The 16,745-nt window shown below is 72.4% G+C and carries 15 protein-coding genes; 5 read left to right on the top strand and 10 right to left on the bottom strand.

Annotation, left to right across the window (positions count from 1 at the left end; translation table 11 throughout):
• The first annotated feature begins 117 nt into the window (after positions 1-117).
• Positions 118-807, top strand: a complete 690-nt coding sequence (locus ACZ5NW_RS24135; RefSeq protein WP_468745947.1) for a response regulator transcription factor — start codon at positions 118-120, stop codon at positions 805-807.
• Positions 804-2,255, top strand: a complete 1,452-nt coding sequence (locus ACZ5NW_RS24130) for a sensor histidine kinase (RefSeq protein ID WP_468745946.1) — start codon at positions 804-806, stop codon at positions 2,253-2,255. Before ACZ5NW_RS24135 ends, ACZ5NW_RS24130 begins: the two co-directional genes overlap by 4 nt.
• 46 nt (positions 2,256-2,301) lie before the next feature.
• Here the strand turns inward: ACZ5NW_RS24130 and ACZ5NW_RS24125 are convergent, their stop codons facing one another.
• From ACZ5NW_RS24125 to ACZ5NW_RS24115, 3 genes are all read right to left on the bottom strand, one after another.
• Entirely contained in the window at positions 2,302-2,709 is a 408-nt protein-coding gene (locus ACZ5NW_RS24125) for an ATP-binding protein (RefSeq protein ID WP_468745945.1), read from the bottom strand.
• 296 nt (positions 2,710-3,005) lie between these two features.
• Positions 3,006-4,544, bottom strand: a complete 1,539-nt coding sequence (locus tag ACZ5NW_RS24120; RefSeq protein WP_468745944.1) for an ABC transporter substrate-binding protein — start codon at positions 4,542-4,544, stop codon at positions 3,006-3,008.
• Positions 4,545-4,792: 248 nt separating this feature from the next.
• Positions 4,793-5,032 (bottom strand): SCO4848 family membrane protein, encoded by a 240-nt coding sequence (locus ACZ5NW_RS24115; protein WP_468745943.1) that lies wholly within the window; start codon positions 5,030-5,032, stop codon positions 4,793-4,795.
• A gap of 91 nt (positions 5,033-5,123) precedes the next feature.
• Here ACZ5NW_RS24115 and ACZ5NW_RS24110 point away from each other — a divergent pair, with 91 nt between their 5' ends.
• Positions 5,124-6,458 (top strand): D-alanyl-D-alanine carboxypeptidase family protein, encoded by a 1,335-nt coding sequence (locus ACZ5NW_RS24110; protein ID WP_468745942.1) that lies wholly within the window; start codon positions 5,124-5,126, stop codon positions 6,456-6,458.
• On the opposite strand, the gene ACZ5NW_RS24105 is transcribed toward ACZ5NW_RS24110, so the two are convergent.
• From ACZ5NW_RS24105 to ACZ5NW_RS24095, 3 genes are all read right to left on the bottom strand, one after another.
• On the bottom strand, positions 6,412-7,317 hold the full coding sequence (locus ACZ5NW_RS24105; protein WP_468745941.1) for a YihY/virulence factor BrkB family protein: 906 nt from the start codon (positions 7,315-7,317) through the stop codon (positions 6,412-6,414). The two genes, ACZ5NW_RS24110 and ACZ5NW_RS24105, sit on opposite strands and share 47 nt — an antisense overlap.
• A gap of 96 nt (positions 7,318-7,413) precedes the next feature.
• A complete protein-coding gene (locus ACZ5NW_RS24100) occupies positions 7,414-8,397 on the bottom strand; it encodes a decaprenyl-phosphate phosphoribosyltransferase (protein WP_468745940.1) in 984 nt (327 codons plus the stop codon).
• The gene (locus ACZ5NW_RS24095) at positions 8,390-8,944 is read right to left on the bottom strand and encodes a phosphatase PAP2 family protein (protein WP_468746176.1); all 555 of its coding nucleotides are present in this window, start codon (positions 8,942-8,944) and stop codon (positions 8,390-8,392) included. The genes ACZ5NW_RS24100 and ACZ5NW_RS24095 overlap by 8 nt, the downstream gene beginning before the upstream one ends.
• A 142-nt stretch (positions 8,945-9,086) precedes the next feature.
• Here ACZ5NW_RS24095 and ACZ5NW_RS24090 point away from each other — a divergent pair, with 142 nt between their 5' ends.
• Together ACZ5NW_RS24090 and ACZ5NW_RS24085 are read left to right on the top strand one after the other, a co-directional pair.
• Positions 9,087-10,442 carry an FAD-binding oxidoreductase gene (locus ACZ5NW_RS24090; RefSeq protein WP_468745939.1) on the top strand — a complete coding sequence of 452 codons (1,356 nt, stop codon included), beginning with the start codon at positions 9,087-9,089 and terminating at the stop codon, positions 10,440-10,442.
• 27 nt (positions 10,443-10,469) lie between these two features.
• Positions 10,470-11,225: a decaprenylphospho-beta-D-erythro-pentofuranosid-2-ulose 2-reductase gene (locus ACZ5NW_RS24085; RefSeq protein ID WP_468745938.1), complete on the top strand. Its 756-nt coding sequence runs from the start codon at positions 10,470-10,472 to the stop codon at positions 11,223-11,225.
• On the opposite strand, the gene ACZ5NW_RS24080 is transcribed toward ACZ5NW_RS24085, so the two are convergent.
• The 4 genes from ACZ5NW_RS24080 to ACZ5NW_RS24065 all read right to left on the bottom strand — a co-directional run bounded on the left by ACZ5NW_RS24080 (position 11,222) and on the right by ACZ5NW_RS24065 (position 16,732).
• Positions 11,222-13,414 carry a protein kinase domain-containing protein gene (locus tag ACZ5NW_RS24080; protein ID WP_468745937.1) on the bottom strand — a complete coding sequence of 731 codons (2,193 nt, stop codon included), beginning with the start codon at positions 13,412-13,414 and terminating at the stop codon, positions 11,222-11,224. The two genes, ACZ5NW_RS24085 and ACZ5NW_RS24080, sit on opposite strands and share 4 nt — an antisense overlap.
• Positions 13,415-13,438: 24 nt before the next feature.
• Positions 13,439-14,026 carry a 2'-5' RNA ligase family protein gene (locus ACZ5NW_RS24075; protein WP_468745936.1) on the bottom strand — a complete coding sequence of 196 codons (588 nt, stop codon included), beginning with the start codon at positions 14,024-14,026 and terminating at the stop codon, positions 13,439-13,441.
• A 138-nt stretch (positions 14,027-14,164) separates the two neighbouring features.
• Positions 14,165-15,178: a tryptophan--tRNA ligase gene (gene trpS, locus ACZ5NW_RS24070; RefSeq protein ID WP_468745935.1), complete on the bottom strand. Its 1,014-nt coding sequence runs from the start codon at positions 15,176-15,178 to the stop codon at positions 14,165-14,167.
• A gap of 102 nt (positions 15,179-15,280) precedes the next feature.
• On the bottom strand, positions 15,281-16,732 hold the full coding sequence (locus ACZ5NW_RS24065; RefSeq protein ID WP_468745934.1) for a glycine hydroxymethyltransferase: 1,452 nt from the start codon (positions 16,730-16,732) through the stop codon (positions 15,281-15,283).
• Positions 16,733-16,745: the final 13 nt, after the last annotated feature.

Raw genomic sequence — 16,745 nt, 5'->3', positions numbered from 1 at the left:
CTGGGCACCAGCATTGGGGGCCGCGCTGCGCGCGTGCACGACAACCGGCCCGACTCTCAAGGAACTCCAAAGCGAGATCCCGGCCCGCTTGTCGGTGGTGGAGCCGATACTGGGGGCATGTCGACGGTTCCGGGCACCGTGCTGGTCGTGGAGGACGAGGAGAGCATCGCTGACGTCCTCGCCATCGCCCTGCGCTATCACCGCTTCGAGGTCATGACCGCGGGCACGGTCCGAGAGGCCCTCGCCCACGCCGAACGCACCCCGCCCGACGTGGCGTTGCTCGACGTCATGCTGCCGGACGGCGACGGCCGGGCGCTGGGCCGCGAACTGCGCGCCCGAAGACCGGAGTTGGCCGTGGTCTTCCTCACCGCGCGGGACGCGCCGGCGGAGATAGTCGGCGCGCTCGGCTTCGGCGACGACTACATCACCAAGCCCTTCGACATCGACGTGGTCGTCGCCCGGATCAGCGCGGTGCTGCGCCGCACCCGCCCGGCCGACGTCCTGCCGCAGCGCCCGCCCCTGCGCTACGGCGATCTGGAGCTGGACGAGACGACGTACTGCGTCCACCGCGCGGGCGGCACGGTCGAGCTGACGCCCACGGAGTACGCGCTCCTGCGGTTCCTCGTGCGCAACGGCGGCCGGATCGTGCCCAAGGACCAACTCCTGCGCCACGTCTGGCAGTACGAGCACGCGCCGCCGGAGTCGACGGTCGTCGAGACCTACATCAGCTATCTGCGGCGCAAGCTGGACGCCCTCGGCCCACCGGTGATCACCACGCGGCGGGGCGTCGGATACGGTCTGGCATGAGGCTGCGTCCCCGGCACGGCATCCACTCCCTGCGCGGCCAGCTGACCCTGACGAACGTCGCGCTCCTCGCCCTCGGCATCGTGGTGGCCACCGCGGTGAGCCTGATGGGGATGCGGATGTATCTGGTCGGCCAGGTGGACAACGAACTGACCCATATGCGCGACTCGCTGGGCAGTTCCGGGCTCACGCTGCGGCAGATCGACTCGCTGAGCGTGCTGAGCGTCGTACGCGACCGGTTCGTGCCCGAGGCGGCGGACGACGGGCAGACGCCGGACACCATCTTCGCCGCCGTCGACGAACGGGGCACCGCCCTCACCCTGTTCGGCATCAAGCCCACCACGGCCCAGCGTGGGCTCGGGGACGCGGTGGACGACCCGCGCGCCCTCGCCGCCGACCCCGACCCGCACGACGTCACCGTGCGCGGCGCCTCGTACCGGGTGACCGCGACCCGGCTCGCCGACGGCCCCTACATCCTGCTCGCCACCTCCACCGAGGCCCTGCACCGCAGCGTGGCCAAGGCCATCGGGCTCGATGTCGGCTTCGGCACGCTGCTGCTGGCGCTGCTGTGCTGTCTGACGATGTGGAGCGTCCGGCGCCGGATGCGGCCGCTGGAGGACATGGTGGAGACCTCGTCGGCGATAGCCGAGGGGGATCTGACCCGGCGGGTGCCGTCCAGCCGGGAGGCCACCCAGGAGGTGGAGCAGCTGCGGCTCGCGCTGAACTCGATGCTCCACCAGGTGGAGTCGGCGTACCGCACGCGCGAGCGCAGCGCGTCCCAGCTGCGGCGGTTCGTCGCCGACGCCTCGCACGAGCTGCGCACCCCGCTGTCCGCGATCCGCGGCTACCTCCAGCTGTACGACCAGGGGATGCTGCGCGAGCCCGACGAGCGCCGGCGCGCCTGGGACCGGATGAACGCCGAGGTCGACCGCATGGGCCGGCTCGTCGACGAGCTGCTCACCCTGGCCCGCCTCGACCAGCGGCCCGAGCTGCGGCTGCGCAATGTCGACGTGAGCAGGCTGGTGCGGGACGCGGCGCAGGACCTGCGGGTGCAGCAGCCGGAGCGGCCGCTGGACGTGTCGGCGGAGGGCGCGGTGCTGGTCCACGCCGACGAGTCGGGCCTGCGCCAGGTCCTCGGCAATCTCCTCACCAACGTACGCACCCACACGCCCGCGGACGTGCCGGTGCGGTTGGGGGTGGAGCGGGCGGACGGGGTGGTACGGCTGTGGGTGGAGGACAAGGGGCCGGGTCTGCCGCCGGAGGCCGCGTCCCGTATCTTCGACCGCTTCTTCCGGGCGGGCGGGGGTGCGGGCAGCGGTCTGGGGATGGCGATCGTGCAGGGCGTGGTGACGGCCCACGGCGGCGAGGTGAGCGTGCGTACGGCACCGGGAGAGGGCCTGGGCGTGACGGTACGGCTGCCGGGGCCGCGGGGGAAGGAGCCGTGCGACTGAGCTCCACCGGGGGCGCTGTCGTACGGGCGCTGTCGTACGGGCCCGGTCAGAGGGTCTCGGCGGGTTGGACCAGGGCCCAGACCGTCTGGCCCTGGTCGCCTCTGGACCAGACGCCCCAGGCCGCCGCGATGTGCTCCACCAGGTGCAGGCCCCGGCCGTGTTCGTCGGATGCGCCGACCAGGCGCAGGCGGGGGTGCGCGCGGCCCTCGTCCGAGACCTCTATGAGGCAGGCGCCGTCGGCGAGGGCGGTGACGGCGACCTCGAACTCGCGCTCCCTGAGGGGGGCGTGGCGTACGGCGTTGGTGGCGAGCTCGGACACGAGCAGGACGGCGTCGTGGAGCGCCGCGTCGCCGGGGCCGTGCCCCCAGTCGGCGAGGTGGTCCCGCACCCGGCGCCGGGCGAGGCCGACCGACGCGGGGTGCCGGGGCAGCCGGAAGGCATGACGTCTCACCACATCGCCTCCTCCCCCCGCACACACCACCGTCACATGGTGCGCCGTGAGGTCCCTGCCCGCCCCGACCGCCCCGCATGCCCGGCCGCGTGCCGGCCGGGCAGGAAGGGGACTAGGGCCTGTCCGGCGGATCAGGCCGCAGACGCGGGGCCTGGCACGCCCATCTGCGGCGTTGTCGTCGGTTGCCGATGCTCCGCATCGCCGCCCTCCTCCGCCTTGCAGCTGGACGCACCAGCCCCCGCTCACCTGCGCTGACGAGGTCGCGCCAATATCCTGCGACCTGATCCGCCGGACAGGCCCTAGATCCAGGTCAGTTTCCAGAGGCGGAAGACGCCGTTGCCGTCCGCGAGGTACTGGCCGCCGCCGACGTCCTGGCTGGTGACGATGTACTCCTTGCGCTGCCACAGCGGGATGACCGGCACCTCCTCGGCGACCTGGTCCTGGACGCCGCGGAAGTCGTCGTTGACCCGGCTGCGGTCGGCGTACTGCTGGCTGGACTGGATGAGCTGGTCGACCTTGGTGTCGCTGTAGCCGGTGTTCATCGTGCCGTCGGTGCCGACGAGCGGGGCGCCGAAGGTGTCCGGGTCGGGGTAGTCGGCGACCCAGCCGACGGCGTACGCGTCGAGCTTGCCGGTGGCCCACCGCTTCTGGAAGTCGGTCCACTCGTAGCCCTGGACGTTCACCTTGAACAGCCCGCCGGCCTCCAGCTGCCGCTTGATCTCCGCGGCCTCCGCGGCGGCGGCGCCGCTGCCCTTGCCGTACCCGTAGGTGAAGGTGACGGGGGTCTCGACGCCGGCCTCGCGGAGCAGCTTGCGGGCCTTGTCCGGGTTCTGGTCCGGGTAGCGGTCGAAGAACGACGTGGTGTGGCCGGTGATGCCGGTCGGGATGAGCGAGTAGAGCGGGTCGACGGTGCCCTGGTAGACGCCGGAGGCCAGCTGCTCGCGGTCGATCAGCCACGCCACCGCCTGGCGCACCTGTTCGTTGTGGAGCGGGGAGCCCTTGCGGGTGTTGAAGTACAGGTTGCGTGTCTCGGCGGAGTCCGCCTCGGTGACCCGCTGGTTGGGGTCGCTGGCGTTCAGCGTGGACAGCGTCTTCGGCGGCAGCTGCCGCGTGGCCGCCTGCACCTCACGCGCCGTCCAGGCCTTCTCCAGGGCCTCCGGGTCGGCGTAGTAGCGCAGGTCGATGGGGCTGCCGGGCTTGACGGCGCCCCGGTAGCGGGAGTTGGGCGACAGTTCGGCCCGCTTGCCCTTGGTGTAGTCGGTGAGCGTGTAGGGGCCGGTGCCGTCGACGCCGTCGCCGGTGCGCAGTTCGGTCGCCGGGTAGCGCTCCTTGTCGACGATCGAACCGGCGCCGGTGGCCACCTTGAACGGGAACGTGGCGTCCGGGGACGACAGCCGGAAAGTGATCTTGCGGTCGTTCGCGTTCACCGACTTCAGGGTGGAGAAGAGGCTGGCCGGACCGACATCCGAGTTGATCTTCTTGACCCGGTCGAAGGAGTACTTCACGTCCTCGCCGGTGACCTTGCGGCCGCTCGGGAAGGTGAGGTCGTCCCGCAGCTCACAGACGTACGTCGTCAGGCTGCCGGGCTGGAAACCGCATTCCTTCGCCGCGTCCGGCACGGGGGACACGCCGCCCGGCTCGTACGTCAGCAGTGACTGGAACACGTTGCTGAACAACGCCCAGGAGCCGGCGTCGTACGCGCCCGCCGGGTCCAGTGACGTGATGGTGTCCGTCGTACCGACCGTGATGGTCTTTCCGCTGTCCTGCTTCTCCGGAAGAAGCTGCCAGCCGCCTACCCCGACGACTGCCAGAACCAGCAGCGTCACGAGGATCCGCATGCGAACAGATCGCATGGTGGTGCCCTGCCCTCCCCAGACCCGCCAAGGGGCCCGGCACTACACAAAAAATGGGCCACTCCCCTAAGTGGCGGGCTCACCTAATCACACGAGTTTCAGGTGGCGGAAGAGGTATCTGGTGAGATGAGAAAGAACTTACCGACGCGTTGTTTCTGCCGGGTTTCACAGCATGTCCACAGAACGTGAAAATCGGTGGAAACCCGGGACAAGCGCTTACGCGTACGCGTCAGCTATGACGTGCGGCGCAGGGCGCGCACTCCGCGCAACCCGATGCCCCCGACGACCGTCCCCAATACGAAGGAGACGACGGCCAGCGTCAGGTGCACCCAGAAGAACGCGGTCGGCTGCCCGTCGTCGAAGGCCTGTCCACTGCTGTCCTTGATCAGGTTTTTGACGAAAGTGATCCAGATGACCCAGCTCCACACCCCGAAGGCGAGCAGGAACCAGGAGGCGGGGCGGCTGAGCTTCATGCCCTCAGTATCGCCGCCGCGTGTCCGGTTCCGGAGCGGGGGTGGGGAGGGGCGCGCGACTTCCCGTCGTACGGCAGGTACGTTCTCCGTCGTGCCCGCACCCATGAAGCGCTCCGGCAGGCGGTCCCTGCTGGTCACCTCCGCGACCCTTGTGTCCCTCGCGTCGTCCCTCGCGCTGTCCGCGCCCGCCGCGACCGCCGCTCCCAGCCCGTCGCCCTCGGCCGGGAAGCCGGTCTCGCCGAAGCCCTCGGCCTCCCCCACGGCGACGCCCCCGGCGGCCATGTCGACCGTCGGCGGTGCCCGGCTGGGCCAGGCCGGCACCCAGGTGGACCTCGCGAACGGCGCCCCGGTGCTGCCCAAGGACCTCACGGCACGCTCGTGGATCGTCGCGGACGCCGAGTCGGGCCAGGTGCTGGCCGCGCACAACGCGCACTGGCGGCTGCCCCCGGCGAGCACCCTGAAGATGCTGTTCGCGGACACCGTGCTGCCCCGCTTCCCGAAGACCACGCAGCACAAGGTCGAGCCGAAGGACCTCGCCGGCATCGGTTCCGGCTCCAGCATGGTCGGCATAAAGGAGGGCGAGACCTACAGCGTCCACGACCTGTGGCTCGGCGTCTTCCTGCGCTCCGGCAACGACGCGGTGCACGTCCTGTCGTCGATGAACGGCGGCACCGCCGCCACCGTCCAGGAGATGAACGAGCACGCCGAGGAGCTCCAGGCCCTCGACACGCACGTGGTCACGCCCGACGGCTACGACGCCCCGAATCAGGTCTCGTCCGCGTACGACCTGACGCTGTTCGCCCGCTCCGGGCTGCAGAAGGCGGACTTCCGCGAGTACTGCTCGACCGTGCGGGCCAAGTTCCCGGGCGAGACGACGAAGAACAAGAAGACCGGCAAGCCGTCGCGCGGGTCCTTCGAGATCCAGAACACCAACCGGCTGCTCGCCGGCGACTACGACATCTCCCAGTACCCGGGCATCGCCGGCGTCAAGAACGGCAACACCACCAACGCCGGCGCCACCTTCACCGGCGTCGCCGAGCGGGCCGGGCGGGTGCTGCTCGTCACGGTGATGAACCCGGAGAAGCCCGGCCACAACGAGGTCTACAAGGAGACCGCCGCCCTGTTCGACTGGGGTTTCCAGGCCGCGGGCAAGGTGCGTCCGGTGGGCGAGCTGGTCGCGCCGAGGAGTGCCGCGCGGGCGAGCGCGCAGCCCGGCGCGAACAGCACGGCCGGCGAGGACGGTCAGGCGGGCGGCTCCGGGAACGCCTCCGGCAAGCCGGTGGCCGCCGCGACCGCCGAGCACGGCTCCGGCGGGATGGGCGTGGCGCTGGGCATCACCGGCGGCCTGCTGGTGCTGCTCGCGGCCGCGGGCTACCTGGTCAACCGCCGCTGGCCGCTGCCTGATCTGGTACGTCGTCGGCGCTGACGTCCTCGTGCCCGTCGCTGCCGGTGGCGGTCCAGGCCGCGCAGTACAGGACGAGTTTCGCCGTGAAGTTGATCCACAGCAGCAGGGCGACGGGCACGCCGAACGCGCCGTACATGCTCTTCGTCGCCACACCCTGCATATAGCCGCTGAGCAGCAGCTTCAGCAGTTCGAAGCCGACCGCGCCGATCAGCGCGGCGACGACGAGGCGGCGGCGGGTGGGTTCCACGCCCGGCAGCAGGGTGAGGACGTAGAGCAGGAGCAGGAAGTCGGCGAGCACGGCGACGGTGAACGCGGCGACGCGCAGCAGGAAGCTGCCCCAGCCGTTCTCTTCGAGGCCGAGGCCGTCGGCGATCCGGCCGACGGCCCAGGAGGCGACGGTCGAGGCGGCGATCGTGATCAGCACGGCGCCGCCCAGGCCGACGAGCACTCCGGCGTCGACGGCCTTGCGCAGGAGCGGGTTCTCCTCGGGGTCCGGCCGCTCCCACACCGCGCGCAGACAGTCCCGTATCTGGCCGACCCAGCCGATGCCGGTGAACAGCAGCACGGCGCCGGCGATGAGTCCGATCGTGCCGGCGTTCTGCACGAGCGATGCGATGTCCAACTGGTCGGAGATGCCCGGGACCTGGTCGGCGATCTTGTCCTGGAGCGTCTTCTGCTGGGACTCGCTGAGGGTGGCGGCGGCGATCGCGGCGGCCACGGTCAGCAGCGGGAACAGCGCGATGAAGCTGATGAACGTCATCGCGGCGGCCAGCCGCGTCCACTTCACCCGGTCCAGGCGCTCGTACGACCGCCACGCGTGCGTGGACATCAGGCGCGCGACGAGCGGCCCGATGCCGGGGAGCTTTTTCAGCCAGTCCATGATCCGACTCTGCCCTCCTCACGGAAGACCCATGTCACGGAAGACCCCTGTCCGGGTACCCCGCCGGCACGTCACCGTGCCCTCGGGTGCGGTTGCTCACCAGTGGGCCACGGCCAGCCCGTACAGGGCGACCCAGGCCAGGCCGATCAGGGCGAGGGGGCGGTCGCCGAGGACTACGTCCTCGGGTTCGCCGGCGGTGCCCCGGTCGGCGAAGACGGCGTAGCGCAGCACGGCGAGGACGAAGGCGACCACGGACAGCTGGCGCCAGGGCAGTACGCCGTGGTGCGCGGCGCCGCCCGCCTCCAGCGCCCACAGGCAGTAGCCGAGCACGGCGACCGCGGCCGCGAGCTGCCATACGAACCGCAGATAGCCGGTGGTGTACTCGGTGAGCAGCGGGCGGGTGGCGTCGGCCTGTCCGGCCGTCTGCACGGCCTCGGAGTAGCGCTTGGCGGAGACCATGAACAGCGCCCCGAAGCCGGTGGTGATCAGGAACCACCGTGACAGGGGGATGCCGAGCGCCAGCCCGCCGGCCGCCGCGCGCATGAGGAAGCCGGTGGTCACGACGGCGAGGTCGACGACGAGGACGTGCTTCAGGCTGACGCAGTACGCCAGTTGCATCCCGAGGTACGAGGTGAGGAGCACGGCGACGGAGGGGGCGGTGAGCCAGGCGGCGAGCGCCGGCGCGAGCACCCCGAGCGCGCCCCCGACGGCGTACGCGACCCGCACCGGCACGGAGCCGGCGGCGACCGGTCGGTGCCGCTTGGTGGGGTGTGCGCGGTCGGCCTCGGCGTCGCGGGCGTCGTTGATCAGGTAGACGGCGGCGGCGCAGGCGGTGAACAGGGCGAAGACCAGGGCGAGTTCGGCGAGGTCGGCGCGGGAGGACAGGCGGCCGGCGGCGGCGGGCGCGGCGACGACGAGGACGTTCTTGATCCACTGCTTGGGGCGGATGGTCCGCAGAAGACCGCCGAGGAGCGTGCCGCGTCGGGGGCGCGGGGGCGCGGGGCGCACCCGCCGGGACCGCCCGCGCCGGGACCGCTGCTCATGAAGCGCGCCGGGGCGCGAGGTAGCGATCTCAGTCACGCACGCCCCCGTAGGCCCCGTGCACGCCCCTCTTCATCCAGCACGCCCCCGCACGCGCCGTGAGCGCTCCCAGTGCCGCGCCGGCCGCCACGTCCGACGGGTAGTGCACGCCGACGACGAGGCGCGACAGGCACATCGCGGCGGCGAGCGGCGGCACCGCGCGCGCCCCGCGCCCGCCCAGCCCTCGGTAGGCGACGGCTGCCGCCACCGCGGAGGTCGCGTGGGAGCTGGGGAAGGAGTGCCGGCCGACGGTGCGCACCAGGGGTTCGACATGCGCGGGACGCGGACGGCGCACGATGCGCTTCACGCCCACGCTCACGGCGTGCGCGCCCGCGACGAGCGCTGTCGCACGCAGCCACGCATCGCGCCGGGCGCCGTCCACGGCGGCCCCGACGAGCCCTGCCGCGACCCACAGCGCCCCGTGCTCCCCGGCCCGGGACAGGGCGCGTGCGACCCCGGCCACCCGGGGGTCGGCGCCCCGCGCCCGCACCACGGCCAGCACGCGCCGATCGACCGCCCACCCCGGCCCCGTCCCCGTCTCGTGCATCTCGTCCATGGGGACTCACTGTTCACGTCCGGTCAGCCAGAATTACGGCAATATTGAGCGACATCCCATTAATCACCCATTTCGGGGAGCAGAGGGATGTTTCATGTCAATCCACCTCATTTACCGCGATACGGTCACCGCCATGCCTGCCGAGACCGTTTCCCTCACGGGATGGGGCCGCACCGCTCCCTCCGTCGCCCGGCTGATCCGTCCGAGGACCTACCAGGAGGCCGTGGCCGCCGTCCGGGAGTGCGGTCCCCGGGGCGGCATCCCGAGGGGGCTGGGACGGGCGTACGGGGACGCGGCGCAGAACGCGGGCGGGGCCGTGTTCGACATGACCGGACTCGACCGCGTCCACGCCATCGACGTCGACTCCGGCACCGTGCTGTGCGGGGCCGGCGTCTCCCTGCACCGGCTGATGGAGGTGCTGCTGCCGCTCGGCTGGTTCGTGCCGGTGACCCCGGGAACGCGCCAGGTCACCGTGGGCGGCGCGATCGGCGCGGACATCCACGGCAAGAACCACCATGTCTCCGGCTCCTTCGCCCGCCATGTGCGGTCCCTGGAACTGCTCACCGCCGACGGCACGGTCCGCGCGGTGGCCCCCGGCAGCCCCCTCTTCGACGCGACGACCGGCGGCATGGGACTGACCGGGATGATCCTCACGGCCACCCTGCGGCTGCGGCCCGTGGAGACGTCGTGGATGTCGGTCGACACCGAACGCGCCACCGACCTCGACGACCTGATGGCCCGGCTGACCGCCACCGACCACCGCTACCCCTACTCGGTCGCCTGGATCGACCTCCTCGCGCGCGGCGCCGCGACCGGCCGCGCGGTCCTCACCCGGGGCGACCACGCGCCCCTGGAGGCGCTCGCCGAGGGCACGCGCGCGCGGCGCGACCCGCTGGCCTTCCGCCCCGCCCGGCTCCCGGCGCCCCCCGCCTTCCTCCCGGAGGGCCTGCTCACCCGCCGCAGCGTCGGCCTGTTCAACGACCTCTGGTACCGCGCGGCGCCCCGCGCGCGGACCGGCGAACTCCAGCGGATCCCCGCCTTCTTCCACCCCCTGGACGGCGTCCCCCACTGGAACCGGATCTACGGCCGGGGCGGCTTCGTGCAGTACCAGTGCGTCGTCGGGTACGGCCAGGAGGCCGCCCTGCGCCGGATCGTGGGCCGCATCGCCACCCAGCGCTGCCCGTCCTTCCTCGCCGTCCTGAAACGGTTCGGGGACGCCGACCCCGGCTGGCTGTCCTTCCCGCGCCCCGGCTGGACCCTCGCCGTGGACATCCCCGCCGCGCTGCCCGGACTCGCCGCCTTCCTCGACGGCCTCGACGAGGAGGTCGCACAGGCCGGCGGGCGCGTCTACCTCGCCAAGGACTCCCGGCTGCGCCCCGAGCTGCTCGCCGCGATGTACCCGCGCCTGGACGACTTCCGCGCCCTGCGCGCCGAACTGGACCCGCGCGGCGTGTTCGTCTCCGACCTCGCCCGCCGCCTCGCCCTGTAGGACCCCAGCCACACCCCAGGAGCAGCAGTGAAGGACGCCTTCGGTCTCCCGCAGTCCCTCCTCGTCCTCGGCGGCACGTCGGAGATCGCGCTGGCCGCCGCCCGCCGTCTGATCGCCCGCCGCACCCGCACGGTGTGGCTCGCCGGCCGCCCCTCCCCCGCGCTGCAGGAGGCCGCCGAGGGGCTGCGCGCCCTGGGCGCCGACGTCCGTACGGTCGCCTTCGACGCGCTCGACCCCGGGGCGCACGAGACGGCGCTCGGCAAGGTCTTCGCCGAGGGTGACATCGACGTCGTCCTGCTGGCCTTCGGTGTCCTCGGCGACCAGGCGCACGACGAGCGCGAGCCGGCCGCCGCCGTGCGCGTCGCGCAGACCAACTACACCGGCGCGGTCTCGGCCGGCCTGGTCTGTGCCCGCGCGCTCCAGGCGCAGGGCCATGGCTCGCTGGTGGTCCTGTCCTCCGTCGCGGGCGAACGGGCCCGCCGCGCCAACTTCATCTACGGCTCCAGCAAGGCCGGCCTGGACGCCTTCGCGCAGGGCCTGGGCGACGCCCTCCAGGGCACGGGCGTGCACGTGATGGTCGTACGCCCCGGTTTCGTCCGTACGAGGATGACGGCGGGACTGCCCGAGGCTCCCCTCGCGACCACGCCCGAGGCGGTGGCCACGGCCATCGAACTCGGCCTGCGCCGCCGCTCGGAGACGGTATGGGTGCCGGGCGTCCTGCGCGTGGTGATGTCGGCGCTGCGGCACACCCCGCGCGGGCTGTTCCGCCGCCTGTCCGTCTAGGGCTGCGGGAGTTCATGGGCGATCGCGCCGTCGGTGCGGCGCAGGACCAGCAGGGTGTCGGTGACGGTCCAGTGGGGCTGGGGGTCGAAGCTGTTGTGGTCCTCCGTGTCCCCGGACCACAGCTCCTGGCCGTCGGCGGGGCGCAGGACCCGCAGGTGCAGGCCGTCGGTGAGCACCAGCAGGTCGCCGTGCGGCTCGGCCGCGAAGGATTGGTAACCGTCCACCGTCAGCTGCCACAGCAGGCGTCCGTCGGCCGGATCGCAGGCGTACGCCACCTTGTTCAGCAGCACCCAGACCGCGCCGCCCGTGACCCCGGCCCGCATCGAGAGCACCTGGGGTTCCGTGGGGGCGGACTCCGTCCACAGGCGCCGCCCGGTGCGCGCGGCGTACGCCCACAGGCCCCGGGTCGTCGCCACGATCACCGTCTCCCCGTCGGGGGTGCAGGTCACCGCGCCGGTGCCGCCGCGCGGCCGTCTGCTGCGCCACAGGACGGTGCCGGTCGCGGCGTCGCGGCAGACCACACCGCCCCAGGGGCTCCAGGTGCACACGCGCTCGCCGTTCGGCACGGACGCGTGGGACTTCTCCGTCCATCGCGTGCCCGCGTCGGTGCCGAAGCCGAGGGAGACCAGCTTCTCCCAGCCCTGGAGGAACAGCCGGTCGCGGGTCACCCAGGCGGTGGTGCCCCAGCGCCGGCCGTCCGTGTCGGACCGGGGAGTGGTGTACGTGACGATCTCGCCGGTCGCGGGGTCCAGCAGGACGTCGTCCTCCCAGGAGACGGACGCCTGGTCGCCGCCCTCCGGGACCCGGTCCCGCTCCACGAACCGCAGCAGCACCCACCGAGCGGGCGTGTCGGTGACGATCAGCCGGGCGCACTCGAAGTCGTGGGGGCTCGACGCGCGCTCGTGCGTCCACAGCCGGGCCCCGTCGCTCGCGCGATGGCCGTACGTCCGGCCCCGGTGGTCGGTCACGACGAACACCCCGCCGGCGGTCACCGGTCCGGCGACGGGCCGTCCGAACCCGGCCTCGACACTCCAGCGCTCCGTCCCGTCGGCCGCGTCGAGCCCGTACAGCCGCCCGCCACCGGCCAGGCAGATCACCCCGTCGGCCCGCGCGGGCCCTCTGAGGGACGCGTGGCCGCCGCCGTCGGGACCGGGCACGGGCACCGTCCACTCCCACGACCGGGACGGCTTCGGCACGGCCCGCGCGGACGGAGACGCCTCTACGACGACGGCACCGGCGCCCGCACGCCCGCCCCCGGCCACAGCGGCCGCCGCGGCCTCCGCAGCCACCACCGTCGGATCCGTCTCCCCTGCCGTCAGCAGGCTCCGTGCCCCTGGTGACAGCAGTTCGGCGAAGGGGAGGTCGCGGTGCGTCGGGCCGTTCGTCCCGTGCCCGGCGCACAGGGCCGCGAGGTCGGCCAGCGGGATCCGCAGGTCCGGGTCCGTCGTGAGGCCCGCCTCCGCCAGCTCACGCAGGGGCCGGTCCAGGCCGGTCAGGTCGGGGGGTTCGTGCAGGACGTGCGCGATGTACTCGACGTACGTCGCCGCGCGGTACGGCCCGTGCCCGCGCGCCGCGTACACCAGCAGGCAGGTCAGCGCGAACACGTCCGCCGCCGGTCCGACGTCGCGCATGCCGCGCAGCTGCTCGGGGGCCGCGTACCCGGGGGTGCCCGCCGATTCGTGGGTGACGGTGAGGCGGGTCGCGTCGGTGAGGGACGCGATGCCGAAGTCGATGACGCGGGGGCCGTCGGCGACGAGCAGCACGTTGGACGGCTTGAGGTCGCGGTGCACGAGCCCGGCGCCGTGCAGCGCGGCCAGCGCCTCGCACAGTGCCGCGCCGAGGCGCCGGACCGCGTCGGGTGCCAGCGGCCCGCCCCGAGCGACGACGGCGCCGAGATCGGGGCCGGGCACGTACTCGGTGGCCAGCCAGGGCAGCGGCGCGCCCGGGTCGGCGTCGACGAGCGGCGCGGTGAAGAAGCCGCCGGCCCGGCGCAACGCCTCCACCTCACGGCGGAAGCGGGCGCGGAAGCCGTCGTGGTCGGCGATGTGCCGGTGCACGGTCTTGACCGCGACCTTCCGGCCGCCGGGCGTCCGCCCCAGGTAGACCGTGCCGAAGCCGCCCGAGCCGAGCCGCCCGAGCAGGGTGAACTGCCCTACGGCGAGCGGGTCCTCGGACCCGAGAGGGGTCACCCCCACCTGTCCCCCCCTCCCCGGTCAGCGGGCCGGCAGGCTGTCCTCTTCCGCCGGTGCGCCGGCCTGCGACGGTACGACGGTCGCGCCGCCGCCGAACGCGTACTCGCGCAGCTTGCGCCAGACGCCGTCGGCGCCCTGCTCGTAGAGCGCGAAGCCGGCGCAGGGCCAGGCGGCCTCGTAGTCGGCGAGTTCGGCGAAGGCGCGGTCCATCGCCGCCTCGTCGATGCCGTGGGCGACGGTGACGTGCGGGTGGTACGGGAACTGGAGCTCGCGCGCCAGCGGCCCGGAGCCGTCACGGATCCGCTTCTGCAGCCGGGTGCAGCAGTCGGCGCCCTCGACGACCCGCACATAGACGACGGGTGACAGGGGCCGGAAGGTGCCGGTGCCGGCGAGCCGCATCGGGAACGCCCGCCCGGCCGCGGCGACCTCGGTGAGGTGCGCCTCGATCGCGGGCAGGTCGCCGGCGTCGACCTCGGTCGGCGGGAGCAGGGTGACATGCGTGGGGATGCCGTGAGCCGCGGCGTCGCCGAAGCCCGCGCGCCGCTCCTGGAGCAGGCTGCCGTGAGGCTCCGGGACCGCGATCGACACGCCGATCGTTACGGTCCCCACGTCGTCTCCTCTGTCGTCCGGGCTCTGTCGTCCTGGCCCTGTCGGCTATCGACTGTACGGCCACCGCTGCCCGGTTGTGCAGCGATGGCCGTGTGCTCTACAGCTCAGTGCTTGCGCGGTGCTTACCGAGTGCCGGCCTCAGTGCTTGGCGGGCAGGAAGCCCACCCGCTCGTACGCCTGGGCCAGGGTCTCCGCGGCGACGGCACGCGCCTTCTCCGCGCCCTTGGCGAGGATCGAGTCGAGGGTCTCGGGGTCGTCCAGGTACTGCTGGGTGCGCTCCCGGAACGGCGTCACGAAGTCGACCATGATCTCGGCGAGGTCGGTCTTGAGCGCGCCGTACATCTTCCCCTCGTACTCCTGCTCCAGCTCGGCGATCGACTTGCCGGTGAGGGTGGAGTGGATGGTGAGGAGGTTGGAGATGCCGGGCTTGTTCTCGGCGTCGTACCGGATCACCGTGTCGGTGTCGGTGACCGCGCTCTTGACCTTCTTGGCGGTGGTCTTCGGCTCGTCGAGCAGGTTGATGAGGCCCTTCGGCGTGGACGCCGACTTGCTCATCTTGATCGACGGGTCCTGGAGGTCGTAGATCTTCGCCGTCTCCTTGAGGATGTACGGCTTCGGGATCGTGAACGTCTCGCCGAAGCGGCCGTTGAAGCGCTCGGCGAGGTCGCGGGTGAGCTCGATGTGCTGGCGCTGGTCCTCGCCGACCGGGACCTCGTTGGCCTGGTAGAGCAGGATGTCCGCGACCTGGAGGATCGGATACGTGAAGAGGCCGACGCTCGCGCGGTCGGCGCCCTGCTTGGCGGACTTGTCCTTGAACTGGGTCATACGGCTGGCCTCGCCGAAGCCGGTGAGGCAGTTCATGACCCAGGCGAGCTGGGCGTGCTCGGGGACGTGGCTCTGCACGAAGAGGGTGCAGCGGTCCGGGTCGAGGCCGGCGGCGAGAAGCTGGGCCGCGGCGAGCCGGGTGTTGGCGCGCAGGTCGGCCGGGTCCTGCGGGACCGTGATCGCGTGCAGGTCCACGACCATGTAGAACGCGTCGTGGGACTCCTGGAGGGCTACCCACTGGCGGACGGCGCCGAGGTAGTTGCCGAGGTGGAACGAGCCGGCGGTGGGCTGGATGCCGGAGAGCACGCGGGGTCGGTCAGAAGCCATACCCCTCATTGTCGCAGAGAGCTCGGGGGGTTCTGTGCGTAGGGAACTGCGGACCCGCGGTGGGCTGGTCGCGCAGTTCCCCGCGCCCCTCTAGGGGCGCCTTCAGCCCAGGTCGACTTCCGGGTACAGCGGGAACGCCGCCACCAGGTCCGTCGCCCTCTGTGCGATCTCCTGGCTCACCTTCTCGTCCAGGACGTGGGCCGCCTTCGACACCGCGCCCGACTTCGTCGTGCCCGCCTCCGTCGTCGTCAGGACGCGGTCGATCAGGCCCGCCACCTCGTCCATCTCCGCCGTGCCCAGGCCGCGCGTGGTGAGCGCCGGGGTGCCGACGCGGATGCCGGAGGTGTACCAGGCGCCGTTGGGGTCGGCCGGGATCGCGTTGCGGTTGGTGACGATGCCCGAGTCGAGGAGGGCGGCCTCGGCCTGGCGGCCGGTGAGGCCGTAGGACGTGGCGACGTCGATGAGGTTGAGGTGGTTGTCCGTGCCGCCCGTGACCAGGGTCGCGCCCCGGCGCATGAGGCCCTCGGCGAGCGCCTGGGAGTTGTCGACGATGCGCTGGGCGTAGTCGCGGAAGGCGGGCTGCCTGGCCTCGGCCAGGGCGACGGCCTTCGCGGCCATGACGTGCGGGAGCGGGCCGCCGAGGACCATCGGGCAGCCGCGGTCGACCTGGTCCTTGAGGGAGTCGTCGCACAGGACCATGCCGCCGCGCGGGCCGCGCAGGGACTTGTGGGTGGTCGTGGTGACGATCTGGGCGTGCGGGACCGGGTCGAAGTCGCCGGTGAGGACCTTGCCCGCGACCAGGCCGGCGAAGTGCGCCATGTCGACCATGAGGGTCGCGCCGACCTCGTCGGCGATCTCCCGCATGATCCGGAAGTTCACCAGACGGGGGTACGCGGAGTAGCCGGCGACGAGGATCAGCGGCTTGAACTCGCGGGCCTGGGCGCGCAGGGCGTCGTAGTCGATGAGGCCGGTCGCCGGGTCGGTGCCGTAGGAGCGCTGGTCGAACATCTTGCCGGAGATGTTCGGGCGGAAGCCGTGGGTGAGGTGGCCGCCGGCGTCCAGGGACATGCCGAGCATGCGCTGGTTGCCGAAGGCCTGGCGCAGCTCGGCCCAGTCGGCCTCGGTGAGGTCGTTGACCTGGCGGGCGCCGGTCTTCTCCAGGAAGGGGGCCTCGACGCGGTCGGCGAGGACGGCCCAGAAGGCGACGAGGTTGGCGTCGATGCCGGAGTGCGGCTGGACGTAGGCGTGCCGGGCGCCGAAGAGCTCACGGGCGTGCTCGGCGGCGAGGGACTCGACGGTGTCGACGTTGCGGCAGCCGGCGTAGAAGCGGCGGCCGACGGTGCCCTCGGCGTACTTGTCGCTGAACCAGTTGCCCATCGCGAGAAGGGTCGCCGGGGAGGCGTAGTTCTCGGAGGCGATCAGCTTGAGCATCTCGCGCTGGTCGTGGACCTCCTGGCCGATGGCGTCGGCGACGCGCGGCTCGACGGCGCGGATCACGTCGAGGGCGGCGCGGAAGGCGGTGGACTCGGTGGAGAGGGGCTGCTGCTCTGACATGTCGTCGGCCTCC

The sequence above is a fragment of the Streptomyces sp. NPDC032126 genome (assembly GCF_055580085.1).
The sequence above is the reverse complement of the archived record's forward strand: the minus strand, read 5'-3'. Positions and strand labels throughout refer to the sequence as shown.